We start from the raw sequence: 13,454 nt of genomic DNA, 5'->3' as shown, positions 1-13,454 counted from the left end.
AAGCACTCGCCGCCCACGGCCACCGCACCAAACGCCTCACCGTCTCCCACGCCTTCCACTCCCACCTGATGGACCCCGTCCTCGACGACTACCGAGCCGTCGCCAACTCCATCACCCACCACGAACCCACCATCCCCGTCATCTCCACCGTCGACGCCCGACCACTGCACTCCACCCCCGACTACTGGGTCACCCAACTACGCCACACCGTCCGCTTCCACGACACCATCGAAGCCCTCACCGGCACACACCACGTCGACACCTACCTCGAAATCGGCCCCGACACCGTCCTCGCCACGGCCGCCAACGCCGCCGGCGACGCCACCACCATCGCCACCACCCACCGCAACCACCCCGAGACCGCGACCCTCACCAGGGCCGTCGCCGACCTGCACAACCTCGGCTTCCCCGTCGACTGGCCCACCTGGTTCGCCGGTGCCCGCACCACCGACCTGCCCACCTACCCCTTCCAGCGCCAGCGGTACTGGGCGGAGAACGCGACCGCGACGGGGGCGGCCAGCCGGCTCGGCCTCGCCGACACCGAACATCCCCTGCTCGGAGCGGCCGTCGCGCTGCCCGACTTCGACGGTGTCGTCTACACCGGCCGGCTGTCGACCGGCACGCACCCGTGGCTCGCGGACCACGTCATCGCGGGCCGGGTGCTCGTTGCCGGCGCGGCGCTCGTCGAACTCGCCGTACACGCCGCCGACGCGGTCGGCTGCCCGGTGGTGGACGAGCTGACCATGGTCGCCCCGCTGGTCCTGCCCGAGGACGGCGCGGTGCAGTTGCGGCTGCGGGTCGGTGAGCCGGACGAGGAGGGGCGCCGCAAGGTCGAGATCCACTCCCGCGGCGAGCACACCGAGAGCTGGACGCCGCACGCCACCGGGCTCGTCACCGCCGATCCGGTGGCCACGCCGGACACCGTGGCCGAGTGGCCCCCCGCCGACGCCCGGCCCGTCGACCTGGCCGACGCGTACGACCGGCTCGCGGACCGGGGCTACGGGTACGGGCGGGCGTTCCGGGGCGTCACGGCCGTGTGGCGACGCGGCGACGAACTGTTCGCCGAGGTCACCCTCCCCGAGGCGGAGGAGCGGTTCGCGCTGCACCCCGCCCTGCTGGACGCGGTGCTGCACGCCCCGCTGCTGGCCGACCCGGACGGCACCGGCGACACCCTGCTCCCGTTCTCGTGGCAGCAGGTGGTGCTGCACGCCACGAACGCCACCGCCCTGCGGGTCCGGATCGTCCCCGTCGACTCCGGCTGGGCGCTCACCGCGACCGACGGCACGGGCGCGCCCGTGGTGTCCGTGGGCAGGCTGGAGACCCGGCCGGTCGCCGGGCTCGACGTGCGGCCGACCCACCACGACTCGCTGTACGAGCTGACCTGGGTGCCGGTGCCGGCCACCGGCGGGCCGGCCGGGGACGTGACGGTGCTCGACACCACCACGTTCCCGCCCGATCCCGCCACGACGGACACCCCGGCCGCCGTACGCACCACCCTGCACCGCGTACTCGACGAGATCCGGTCGTTCCTGGCCGACCCCGCCGGCTCCCGGCTCGTCGTGCGTACCCGGGGCGCGGTCGCCCTGCCCGGCGAGGACGTCACGGACCTCGTCGGCGCCGCCGTGTGGGGCTTCGTCCGCTCGGTCCAGGCCGAGCACCCCGACCGCGTCGTCCTTGTCGACGGCGACGTCGTACTGGCCGACGACGAACCGCAGCTCGTGGTCCGCGACGGCGTCGCGCACGCCGCCCGACTGGCCCGGGCGGCCACCGCCGACCCGGTGCCGGCGGACTTCGGCTCCGGCACCGTGCTGGTGTCGGGCGCGTCCGGCGCGCTGGGTGCGGTCCTGGCCCGGCACCTCGTGGCGACCCACGGGGTGCGCGACCTGCTGCTGGTCTCGCGCCGGGGCGCGGCGGCGCCGGGCGCGGCGGAGCTGGCGGCGGAGCTGACGGCGTCAGGCGCCGCCGTGCGGTGGGCGGCGTGCGACGTGGCCGACCGGGACGCGGTGACGGCGCTGGTCGCCGGCCGGGACCTGTCGGCGGTGGTGCACGTCGCCGGCGTGGTGGACGACGGTCTGCTGACGTCGATGACGACCCAGCGGCTGGACCGGGTGCTCGCACCGAAGGTCGACGCGGCCTGGCACCTGCACGAGGCGACGGCCACGGCGGGGCTTGCGGCGTTCATGACGTTCTCGTCGGCGGCGGGCGTGTTCGGCAACGCCGGTCAGTCGGCGTACTCCGCGGCCAACGCCTTCCTGGACGCGCTGGCGGTGCGCCGCCGGGCGGCCGGCCTGCCCGGGCAGTCGTTGGCGTGGGGCATGTGGGACGGGGGGATGGCGGGCGAGTTGGGCGCCGCGGAACGGCAGCGGCTGGCCCAGGCGGGCGTACGGGCGCTGTCGGTGGACGAGGGCCTGCGCCTCTTCGACGCCGCGAGCACCTGCGCCGCGCCGGTGCTCGTACCCATCGGGCTCGACCTCGGCGTGGTCGAGGGCCCCATCTACCGCGGCCTGGTCCGGGCCAGGACGCGGCGGGCGGCGTCCGCCGGCAACGGCCTCGCCACCCGGCTGCTCGGCCTGCCCGCCCCGGAGCGCGCGGACCTGCTGCTGGACCTGGTCCGTACGAAGGTCGCGGGGGTGCTCGGGCACCGGGACCCCGACGCCGTCGATCCCGCCCGCGCCTTCACCGAACTGGGCTTCGACTCCCTCGCCGCGCTGGAACTGCGCAACCAGCTCAACGCCGCGACCGGCCTGCGGCTGCCCGCCACGCTGACCTTCGACCGCCCGAACACCCGCGCGGTCGCCGACCTGCTGCACGAGCGGCTCGTGCCGGACACCGGCACCGACGGCGGGCTGCCGGAGGACGAGGTCCGCCGCATCCTGCTCGCCATCCCGATCAGCCGGCTGCGCGACGCCGGCCTGATGGACAGCCTGCTCGAACTGGGCGGCGTACGGGTCGCCACCGGCGAGCCCGACGCCGCACCGACCGGGTCCATCGACGACATGGACGCCGACGCACTGATCAGCATGGCGCTCGCCGACCTCGGTGACGCGACGACGGAAGCGGGGAGCTGACCACATGGCGCACTCGGAGGAGAAGCTCGTCACCGCGCTGCGGGCCTCGCTGAAGGAGAACGAGTGGCTGCGGGAGCAGAACCGCAAGCTCGACTCGGTGCTGCGCGAACCGATCGCCATCGTGGGCATGGCCTGCCGCTACCCCGGCGGGGTCCGGACCCCGGACGACCTGTGGGACCTGGTGGCCGCCGGCGGCGACGGGATCACCGGTTTCCCCACCGACCGCGGCTGGAACGTCGCCGAGCTGTACGACCCCACGCCCGGTACGCCGGGCCGCTCGTACACCCGCGAGGGGGGCTTCCTGCACGACGCGGGCCAGTTCGACCCGGAGTTCTTCGGCATCAGCCCCCGCGAGGCGCTGGCGATGGACCCTCAGCAGCGGCTGCTGCTGGAGGTCTCCTGGGAGGCGTTCGAGAACGCCGGCATCGACCCGGCCGGCCTGCGCGGCAGCGACGCCGGGGTCTTCGCCGGCATGATGTACCACGACTACGCCGACAACAAGGCCGCCGGCGCGGTCGTCTCGGGCCGGGTGGCGTACACCTTCGGCCTGGAGGGGCCCGCCGTCACCGTCGACACCGCGTGCTCGTCGTCGCTGGTCGCCCTGCACCTGGCCGTGCAGGCGCTGCGCAACGGCGAGTGCTCGCTGGCGCTGGCCGGCGGGGTCACCGTCATGGCGACCCCGCTGACCTACGTCGAGTTCTCCAAGCAGCGCGGGTTGGCGCCCGACGGCCGGTGCAAGTCCTTCGCCGCCGCCGCCGACGGCACCGGCTTCGCCGAGGGCGCCGGCATGCTGGTCGTGGAGCGGCTGTCAGACGCCCGGCGCAACGGGCACCGGGTGCTCGCCGTCGTGCGCGGCACGGCGGTCAACCAGGACGGCGCCTCGAACGGCCTGACCGCCCCGAGCGGGCCCGCGCAGCAGCGGGTCATCCGGTCGGCGCTGGCCAACGCGCGGCTGTCGGCCAACCAGGTCGACGTGGTCGAGGCGCACGGCACCGGCACCACCCTGGGCGACCCCATCGAGGCCCAGGCCATCCTCGCCACCTACGGCCAGGACCGGGAACGGCCGCTGTGGCTCGGCTCCGTCAAGTCCAACATCGGCCACACCCAGGCCGCCGCCGGCGTCGGCGGGATCATCAAGATGGTGCTCGCCATGCGGCACCGGCTGCTGCCGAAGACGCTGCACGTCGACGCACCGAGCGACCAGGTCGACTGGACGGAGGGCGCGGTCTCCCTGCTGACCGAGGCCGTCGCCTGGCCGCGCGGCGCCGAGTCGTCCCGCGCCGCCGTCTCGTCGTTCGGGGTGAGCGGGACCAACGCCCACGTGATCCTCGAGGAACCGCCCGCGCAGGAGGCCGCGCCGGCCGCCGAGGCGACCGGACCGGTGCCGTGGGTGCTGTCCGGTCGCACCGCCGAAGCCCGGCGCGACCAGGCGGCCCGCCTGGCGGCCCACCTCGACCGGCACCCCGCCGCCCCGGCCGACGTCGCCGCCGCCTTGGCGGCCCGCACCCGCTTCGAGCACCGGGCGGTCGTGGTCGGCACGGACCCCGCCGAGCTGCGGGCCGGCCTGGCCGCCGTCGCGGCGGACGAACCCGCGCCCGCCGTGGCCGCCGGCACCGCCCTGAAGAACGAGCCGCGGGTCGCCTTCATGTTCCCCGGCCAGGGCTCGCAGTGGGCGGGCATGGCCGTGGAGCTGATGGACACCCACGAGGTCTTCGCCGCCCGGATGGACGAGTGCGCCAAGGCGGTGGACGGGTTCACCGACTGGTCGCTGCTCGACGTCGTGCGGGGCGTGCCCGGCGCGCCCTCGCTCGACCGGGTGGACGTGGTGCAACCCGTGCTGTTCGCCGTGATGGTGTCGCTGGCGGCGCTGTGGCGGTCGTACGGCGTCGAGCCCGCCGCCGTGGTGGGGCACTCGCAGGGCGAGATCGCGGCCGCTGTCGTCGCCGGCGCGCTCACCCTCGACGACGGCGCCCGCGTCGTCGCGTTGCGCAGCCGGGCGATCGCCGCCGGCCTGGCCGGACGCGGCGGGATGGCCTCCGTGGCGGCGCCGCGCGCGGACGTGGAGGCGCGCCTGGCCCGGTGGGGCGAGCGGATCTCGGTCGCCGCCGTCAACGGGCCCGCCGCCACCGTCGTCTCCGGCGAGCCCGACGCCCTGCGGGAACTGCTGGCGGCGTGCGAGGCCGACGGCGTGCGGATGCGGATGATCCCGGTGGACTACGCCTCGCACTCCGCGCAGGTCGAGGCCATCCGGGACGAACTGCTGAGCGTCCTCGCCGACGTCCGGCCGCGAGGCGCCGACGTGCCGCTGTACTCCACCCTCACCGGCGTGGTCGCCGACACCGCCACCCTCGACGCTGACTACTGGTACGCGAACCTGCGCGGCACGGTCCGGTTCGAGGAGGCGATCGACCGCCTGCTCGCCGACGGGCACGACGTCCTCGTCGAGATCAGCCCCCACCCGGTGCTGGGCATGGGGGTGCGCGAGATCCTGGACCGCGCCGACGTCCCCGCCGCGCTCGTCGCGTCGCTGCGCCGCGACGAGGGCGGCCTGTCGCGGTTCCTGCTCTCCCTCGCCGAGGCGTACGTGCGCGGGGTCGCCGTCGACTGGTCCCGGCACGCCAACGGCGTGCCGGCCCCGCTGCCGACGTACCCGTTCCAGCACCAGCGGTACTGGCAGCTGGAGGCGGCGTCCGCCGTGGACGCGCGCGGGCTCGGCATCGACGTCGTCGGCCACCCGCTGCTCGGCGCCGCGCTGACCGTCCCGGAGCGGGACCTGGTCGTGCTCGCCGGCCGGATCAGCCTGGAGACGCACCCCTGGCTGGCCGACCACGCCGTCCTGGACACCGTCCTGCTGCCCGGCACGGCGCTGGTCGAACTCGCCGTGCGCGCCGGTGACGAGGTCGACTGCCCGGCCGTCGAGGAACTCACCCTCACCACCCCGCTGGTCCTCCCGCCCCAGGGCGGGGTGGCCCTGCGGCTCACCGTCGAGGCACCCGACGAGCACGGCCGCCGCGCGCTGGGCGTCTACGGCCAGACCGACGCCGAGGCGACGGTCGGCATGTGGACCCGGCACGCCACCGGCGTCCTCGCCCCCGTCACGACGGAGGGGGAGCGCCTCGCCGAGTGGCCGCCCGCCGACGCGCAGCCCGTCGACCTCGGCGACCTGTACGACCGGCTCGCCGGGCTCGGCCTGCGCTACGGGCCGGTGTTCCAGGGCCTGCGGGCCGCGTGGCGCCGGGGCGACGAGACGTTCGCCGAGGTGGCGCTGCCCCAGGGCACCGACGCGGACGGGTTCGGCCTGCACCCCGCGCTGTTCGACGCGGCCCTGCACGCCCTCGCCGGCGACGTCGCCGACGGCACGGCGCAGCTGCCCTTCCTCTTCAGCGGCGTGACGCTCCACGGGGCGGGCGCGACGAGCCTGCGCGTCCGGTTCACCCGGAAGGGGGCGGACAGCGCCGCCCTGCTCGTCGCCGACCACGCGGGCGCCCCGGTCGCCACCGTGGCGGCGCTCACCGTACGCCCGGTGGCCCCGCAGGCGCTGCGGGGTCGCAGCGGCTTCGTCGAGTCGCTGTTCCGGCTGGAGCACGCGCCCCTGGCCGTCGGTCGGGGCGACCGGGGTGCCTGGCAGACGCTGGGCGCCGCGCCGGTCTTCGACGCGCCGCCGGTGGCGTTGGCCGACGCGTCCGCCGACACGCTGTTCCTGCCGTGCTTCGCCGACGCGCCCGGCGTCGCCGCGGTCGCCGACCTCACGGCGTACGCGCTGACCACGATCCAGCAGTGGCTCGCCGCACCGGACCTGGCCGACACCAGGCTCGTCGTGGTGACCCGCCCGGACGACCTGGCCGGCGCGGCGGTGCACGGGCTGGCCCGCTCCGCGCAGGCCGAGAACCCGGAGCGGATCGTCCTGCTGGAGGCCGACCACACCGCCGACGAACTGGTGGCCGCGGCGCTGGCGACCGGCGAGCCGGTGCTCGCCATCCGCGACGGCGTGGTGAGCGCGCCGCGCCTGGCCCGGGTCCCCGACTCCGACGTCGCCGGGCCCGCCGTGTTCGGCCCGGACGGCAGGGTGCTCGTCACCGGCGGCACCGGCACCCTCGGCGCGCTGGTCGCCCGCCACCTGGTCACCGAGCACGGGGTACGCGAACTCGTGCTGACCAGCCGCCGTGGCCTGGCCGCCGAGGGCGCGGCCGAGCTGCGCGACGAACTCACCGGGCTGGGCGCGACCGTGACCGTGGCGGCGTGCGACGTGGCGGACCGGGACCAGGTCGCCGCGCTGCTCGCGGCGTACCCCGTCACCGGCGTCGTGCACACCGCGGGCGTGATGGCCGACGCCACCATCCCCACGCTCACCCCCGAGCGGCTGGCCACCGCGCTGCGACCCAAGGTCGACGCGGCCTGGCACCTGCACGAGCTGGCCGGTGAGCTGAGCGCCTTCGTGCTCTTCTCCTCGGCCGCCGGCATCTTCGGCAGCCCCGGCCAGGGCGCCTACGCGGCGGCGAACGCGCTGCTCGACGCGCTCGCCGCGCAGCGGCGGGCGGCGGGACAGCCCGCCCACTCGCTCGCCTGGGGGCTCTGGACCGAGCGCAGCGAGATGACCGCCGACGTGGACGGCGCGCAGCTCGGCCGGATGGCCCGCAGCGGCATGGCCGAGCTGTCCAGCAAGGACGGTCTGGCGCTCTTCGACGCCGCGGTCCGGTCGACCGAGGCGCTGCTGGCACCGGTGCCGATGGACCTGGCCGTGCTCGGCCGCGGCGACCGTGAACCGCCGGCGCTGCTGCGCGGCCTCGTCCGCGCCCCCGCCCGCCGGGCGGTGGGCGGCTCGTCGCTGGCGCAGCGGCTGGCGGAGGTGCCCGCCGAGCGCTGGCACGAGGTCGTGCTGGAGGTGGTGCTCACCCGGGTCGCCTCCGTCCTCGGCTACGCCCGCGCGGACCGGCTGCCGGCGGGGCGCGCCTTCAAGGAGCTCGGCTTCGACTCGCTCACCGCGCTCGACCTGCGCAACCAGCTCAACGCGACGACCGGGCTGCGGCTGCCCGCGACGCTGGTGTTCGACTACCCGACGCCGGAGGTGCTGGCCGGGCACCTCGTGGAGCAGTTGGGCGGCGGGCGCACCGCGACGACGGACGTCGCGCTGGCGCGCCACGACCAGGAGCCCGTCGTGATCGTGGGGATGGCGTGCCGCTTCCCGGGCGGCGTGCGTACGCCGGAGGACCTGTGGCGGCTGCTGTCCGGCGGCGCGGACGCGATCGGGCCGTTCCCCACCGACCGGGGATGGCACCTCGACGCGCTGTTCGACCCCGACCCGGACCACCCCGGCACCAGCTACGTCGACCAGGGCGGTTTCCTCTACGACGCGGCCCAGTTCGACCCCGGCTTCTTCGGCATCTCCCCCCGTGAGGCGCTGGCGATGGACCCGCAGCAGCGGCTGCTGCTGGAGACCTCGTGGGAGGCGCTGGAGCGGGCCGGCATCGACCCGACCACGCTGCGCGGCAGCCGCACCGGCGTGTACGCGGGCGTGATGTACAACGACTACGGCAGCGTGCTGAGCGGCTCCGCCGAGTCGGTCGACGGGTTCCTGTCCACCGGCAACTCCGGCGGGGTGATCTCCGGCCGGATCTCGTACACGCTCGGGCTGGAGGGCCCGACGATGACCGTCGACACCGCCTGCTCCTCGTCGCTGGTCGCCCTGCACCTCGCCATCTCCGCGCTGCGCAACGGGGAGTGCTCCCTCGCGCTCGCCGGCGGCGTGTCGGTGATGTCGACGCCCGGCACGTTCCTGGAGTTCTCCCGGCAGCGCAACCTCGCCCCCGACGGACGGTGCAAGTCGTTCGCGGGCGCCGCCGACGGCACCTCGCTCTCGGAGGGCGTCGGCGTGCTGGTGGTGGAGCGGCTCTCCGACGCCCGCCGCCACGGGCACCCGGTGCTCGCCGTGGTGCGGGGCTCGGCGGTGAACTCCGACGGCGCCTCCAACGGGCTCACCGCGCCGAACGGGCCGGCCCAGCAGCGGGTGATCCGGGCCGCCCTGGCGGACGCCCGGCTGTCCCCGTCCGAGGTCGACGTCGTCGAGGCGCACGGCACGGGCACGACCCTGGGCGACCCGATCGAGGCGCAGGCCGTCCTCGCCACGTACGGCCAGGAGCGCGCGGCACCGGTGCTGCTCGGTTCGGTCAAGTCGAACCTCGGGCACACCCAGGCCGCCGCCGGGGTGGCCGGCATCATGAAGATGGTGCTGGCGCTGCGGCACGGCCTGCTGCCGCAGACCCTGCACGTGGACGAGCCCTCGCCGCACGTCGACTGGACCTCCGGCGCGGTACGCGTCGCCGCGACCCCGGTGCCGCTCGCCGCCACCGACCGGCCCGTGCGCGCCGCCGTGTCGTCCTTCGGCATCAGCGGCACCAACGCGCACGTCGTGCTGGAACAGGTCGAGCCGGCGGCGCCGGTCGAAGAACCGGACGTCCCGTTCACGCCGTGGCTGCTCTCCGCCCGGACCGAGGAGGGGCTGCGCGAGCAGATCCCGCGGCTGCGTGCCCACGTCGCCGCCGATCCCACGCTGCGCCCGGTCGACGTCGCGTACACGCTCGCCACCGGGCGGGCCGGGTTCCCGCACCGCGCGGTGCTGCTCGGCGACCAGGTGGTGACCGGCACGGTCGACGGCGGCAGGCTCGCGATGCTCTTCACCGGCCAGGGCGCGCAGCGGGTCGGCATGACGGCGGAGCTGTTGGGCTTCCCGGCGTTCGCGCGGGCGTTCGACGAGGTGTGCGCGGAGCTGGACCGGCACCTGGAGCGGCCGTTGCGGGAGGTGCTGGACACCGACGAGGTGCACCAGACCGCGTGGACCCAGCCGGCGTTGTTCGCGGTCGAGGTGGCCCTGTTCCGGCTGTTCGAGTCGTGGGGCGTACGGCCGGACCTCGTGGCCGGGCACTCGATCGGTGAGCTGGCGGCGGCGCACGTCGCCGGGGTCTGGTCGCTCGCCGACGCCGCGGCGGTGGTCGCGGCGCGGGGCCGGCTGATGCAGGCGCTGCCCAGCGGCGGCGCGATGGTGGCCGTACGGGCCACGGAGGACGAGGTCACGCCGCTGCTCACCGACGGCGTCGCGATCGCCGCCGTCAACGGGCCGGAGTCGGTTGTGCTCTCCGGGGAGGAGGCCGCCACCCTCGCCGTGGCCGGGCAGCTGACCGGGCGGGGCCGCAAGGCGCAGCGGCTCACGGTGTCGCACGCGTTCCACTCGCCGCTGATGGACCCCATGCTCGACGAGTACCGCGCGGTCGTGGCGCGGGTGGAGTGCCGCGAGCCGGTCATCGAGCTGGTCTCGACGGTGACGGGCGACGTCACCACCCTCGACGCCGACTACTGGGTGCGGCAGGTACGCGAACCCGTCCGGTACGCCCACGCGGTCGCCACGCTGGCCGCGTCCGGGGCCACCACCTTCCTGGAACTCGGCCCCGACGCGGTGCTCACCGCGCTCGGGCGCAACGTGGCCGAGGGAGAGTGGATCCCGGTGTGCCGCAAGGGCCGCGCCGCGCCGGAGACCGTGGCCACCGCGTTCGCCCGGCTCGCGGCGCGCGGCGTGGCCGTCGACTGGCCCACGGTGGCGCCGGGGCGGACCGTGGAGCTGCCCACCTCCGCGTTCCGGCACCAGCCGTACTGGCCCCGGCCGGGCGCCGGCACCGGCGACGCGAGCGGGCTCGGCCAGACGCGGACGAACCACCCGCTGTTGGGCGCGGCGGTCGAGCTGCCGGACGGCGGCGCCGTGTTCACCGGCCGGCTCGCGCTGGCCACCCACCCGTGGCTGGCCGACCACGCGGTCGCGGACCTGGTGCTGCTGCCCGGCGCGGCGCTGGTCGAGCTGGCGGCGCACACCGGCCGCGAGCTCGGCTGCCCGCGCGTCGAGGAACTGACGCTGGAGGCGCCGCTGGTGCTGCCGGACGCCGGCGGCGTCCAGGTGCGCGTGACGGTGGGCGAGGCGGCGTCGGACGGCGGCCGGGACGTGAGCGTCCATTCGCGGGTCGAGGACGAGGACGGCTGGACGACCCACGCGGCGGGCCGGTTGACCCCGGCCGGGGCCCTCGGCACCGACCTGCGGGCCTGGCCGCCGGACGCCGAACCGGTCGACGTCTCCACGACCTACGGCGACCTGTTCGCGCGCGGCCTGCGCTACGGCCCGGTCTTCCAGGGCCTGACCGCGGCGTGGCGGCGCGGGGACGAGGTGTTCGCCGAGATCGCCCTGCCCGAGCAGGCGCACGACGACGCCGCCCGCTTCGGGCTGCACCCGGCGCTGCTGGACGCCGCCCTGCACGCGGCGGCGTCGACCGGCGACGGCGAGCCTGTGCTGCCGTTCTCGTGGCGCGGCGTCACCCTGCACGCCGCGGGTGCCACCCGCCTGCGGGCCCGGATCGTGTCGGGCGACGGCACGGCGACGGTCACCCTGGCCGACGCGGCCGGTGCCCCGGTCGCCTCCGTCGAGGCGCTGGCGGTGCGCCCGGTGTCGCCGGAACAGCTCTCCGCCCTGCGTCGCGACCGCCACGAGTCGCTGCTGCACCTGGAGTGGACGCCGCTGACCGCCTCGCCCCGACCGCGTACCGTCGCGGTGCTCGGCGCCGGCATCGGCGGCCTCGACGCCACCGCGTACCCGGACCTGGCGGCCCTCGCCGGGGCCGTCGACGCCGGCGCCGCGGTGCCCGAGGTGGTGGTGGCGCGCTGCGCCCCCGACCGGGGCGCGGCGCAGGACGTACGCGCGCACACGGCAACCCACCAGGTCCTCGCCCTCGCGCAGCGGTGGCTCGCCGACGAGCGCTTCGCCACCTCCCGCCTCGCCGTCCTGACCAGCGGCGCGGTGGCCACCCGCCCCGACGCCGACGTCACCGATCTCGCGGGGGCAGCGGCCTGGGGCCTGATCCGCTCCGCCCAGTCCGAACACGCCGACCGGTTCGTGCTGGTCGACGTCGACGCCGAGGAATGCCCGGGGCTGCTGGCCGCGCTCGGCTCCGACGAGCCGCAACTGGCCGTCCGGGGCGCCGACGTCCTGGTGCCCCGCCTCGCGCGGACCGCCGTCACGGCCGACGCCCCCGCCGCCGGGTTGGAGGGTCCCGTCCTGGTCACGGGCGCCACCGGCGTGCTCGGCCGGCTCGTCGCACGGCACCTGGTCGACCGCCACGGGGTACGCGAGCTGGTCCTGGTCAGCCGCAGCGGCCCCGCCGCCGAGGGCGCGGGCGAGCTGCGCGACGAACTTCTCGCCCTCGGGGCGGAGGTCACCGTCGCCGCGTGCGACGTCGCCGACTCCGAAGCGCTCGCCGCGCTGCTCGCCGCCCACCCGGTACGCGCGGTGGTGCACACGGCGGGTGTGGTGGACGACGGCGTCATCTCCTCGCTCACCCCGGAGCGTGTCGACCGGGTGCTGCGGCCCAAGGTCGACGCCGCCACGAACCTGCACGAGCTGACCGGGGACCTGACCGCGTTCGTCCTGTTCTCCTCGGCCTCCGGGGTGCTCGGCGGGCCCGGCCAGGGCAACTACGCGGCCGGCAACGCCTACCTGGACGCGCTGGCCCAGCACCGGCGGGCGAACGGCCAGCCGGCCGTGTCGCTGGCCTGGGGCCGCTGGGAACAGGCGGGCATGGCGGAGCAGCTCACCGAGGCCGACCTGCGGCGCATGTCGCGCTCGGGCGTCGGCGCGCTCTCCGCCGAGGAGGCGCTGACCCTGTTCGACGCGGCGCTGTCGCACCGGGGCATGGTGGCGCCCATCCGCCTCGACCACCGGGCCCTGCGCGAGCGCGCGGTCGCGGGCATGGTGCCGCCGCTGCTGCGCGGCCTGGTCCGGGTGCCCGCCAGGCGGGCGGCCGACGCCGACGCGGGCGCGGTCGACGCGCTGCGGCAGCGGCTGGCGGGCCGGGACGCCGAGGAGGCCGAGGCCATCCTGCTCGACCTGGTGCGTACCCACGTGGCGGGCGTGCTGGCGTACCCCGACCCGGGCGCCGTCGCGGCCGACCGGCCGTTCAACGAGCTCGGTTTCGACTCGCTGACCGCGGTCGAGCTGCGCAACCGGGTCAACGCCGCCACCGGGCTGCGGCTGTCCGCGACGCTGGTGTTCGACCACCCGACGTCGAACGCCCTCGCCGCGCACCTGCGCGCCGAACTTGCCGGCGAGGCGGGCGACACCAACGCGGTGCTGGCCGCGTTCGCCGAACTCGACCGCCTCGAGGCGGTCCTGTCGGACGTCGACGAGCAGTCCCGTACGCGGCTGTCGCTGCGGCTGCGCGACGTGCTCTCGAAGCTGGGCGGCGAGCCCGCGTCCACCGGCAACGACATCGATTCCGCGACCGACGACGAGGTCTTCGCTCTCATCGACAGCGAACTCGGCATCTCATGACAGTGCGAGGAGGGCGACTGTAGTGG

Annotated in this window: 2 protein-coding genes; both read left to right on the top strand. The window is 76.0% G+C overall.

What is annotated here, in order from left to right; all coding sequences use genetic code 11:
* On the top strand, positions 1–3,068 hold a 3,068-nt coding region (locus tag AC5L34_RS28745; protein ID WP_494827794.1), incomplete at its 5' end, for a type I polyketide synthase.
* 4 nt (positions 3,069–3,072) lie between these two features.
* Positions 3,073–13,428, top strand: coding sequence for an SDR family NAD(P)-dependent oxidoreductase (locus AC5L34_RS28740; protein ID WP_494827792.1), 10,356 nt, complete (start codon positions 3,073–3,075; stop codon positions 13,426–13,428).
* Positions 13,429–13,454 lie beyond the last annotated feature (26 nt).

The sequence above is a fragment of the Micromonospora sp. ZG13 genome (assembly GCF_059359355.1).
The sequence above is the reverse complement of the archived record's forward strand: the minus strand, read 5'-3'. Positions and strand labels throughout refer to the sequence as shown.

What these genes read in the sequence shown, in the direction of transcription:
- AC5L34_RS28740 (WP_494827792.1), top strand. Translation starts at nt 3,073, where the DNA reads ATGGCGCACTCGGAGGAGAAGCTCGTCACCGCGCTGCGGGCCTCGCTG.